The organism is Bartonella sp. MR168JLCBS, from assembly GCF_042194175.1.
In genome coordinates this window covers 792-2,038 of record NZ_JBHIMP010000045.1, presented here as the reverse complement: position 1 = coordinate 2,038, position 1,247 = coordinate 792, and the positions used below count along the sequence as shown (strand labels likewise).

General features: G+C 39.3%; 1 pseudogene. It reads right to left on the bottom strand.

Features of this window, described 5'->3' with window-relative positions:
• A pseudogene (locus ACFIK8_RS08895) lies at positions 1–1,247 on the bottom strand (NAD-glutamate dehydrogenase); the annotation flags it as partial.

The following is a 1,247-nucleotide window of genomic DNA, read 5'->3' as shown; positions in this document are numbered from 1 at the left end:
TCTTTTTCTGTATGGCTTTGATGAAATTTCAAATGAAATAAAGCATAAAGATCTTGGGTAATATCGGGAGAGGCATTTAAAGTTTGGGCGATGCATTCTTGTGAATAAGGAATTCCAGCTTGTTGGAGATAGCGTCCATAATGGCGGAAAATAACAATTTCACGCCAATCAAGTTCAGCTGTTTGGGTTAAGCCATTAAAGGCATCATTATCGGCATTTTGCGCCCAAATAGCTTCAAATGTTTCGGCGTGCTTTTGACCGTTTTTGTCGAAATCGATAGAGAGTTGGAAAGCACTCTCCAGTTGCATATCATGAAGATACACACAGTTTCCGTTGTCATCTGGTAATTTAAGTGTTTGTTCAGCGATAACCCGAAATCCCATATTTTCAAGGAGGGGTACGCGTTTGGAAAGGGCAAGTGCTTCATGACGGTGAAAGAGTCGGAGAGAAATTATTTTTTTTTCTTTGTTGTGTGCATAATCAAATGTAACAAAAAGCGGTTTTTTATCATGAAGACTTAAAATATGTTTGGCATCTTCAATGGCATCTTCAGCTGAAAATAAGTCACGATAGCTGTTGGGAAATTGGCTGGCTAAACGCGTTTGTTGCTCTGTTATTTTGCGGTTAAGAGCTATAGTTTGAATGCTTTCTTCCCAACTTCGTGCTATAGAACGCACATGTTGTTCAAGTATGGTGCGCTCGATAAGAGGAGCACTTTCACTGACCTTACGGTGAATGATATAATAGACACGTGTAAGGGTGCTTTCCAAAAATAGCGGATAAGATTCAAAAAAATCACCTTTATAAAGCTCAACAAAATATTCGCCAATTTTTTCGCGAATATTGCTGCTGTATTGGTCACGGGGCACATAGACAAGTATAGAAACAAAGCGCCCAAAAGAATCAGTATGGGCAAGCACCCGCAAACGTGGACGTTCGTCTAATTGCATGATAAGTTTGGCATTTTCTGTTAATGTATCAACATCAGAGCGAAACATTTCATCTCTTGGATAGGTTTCTAAGACGCTGATGAGTGCTTTTCCAGAATAGTCAGTGCGATTATGTCCAAGGCGTTGAATAATGGTTTTGGCCTTCTCGTTTAAGAAAGGGATTTGCAAAATAGAACACGTGTAAGCTGAGGAGGTAAACAACCCTACAATACGCAATTCTCCACATAGTTTACCTTCTTTATCAAAGATTTTAAGACCAATATAGTCGAGCCAAACAGAACGGTGAATTTTTGAACG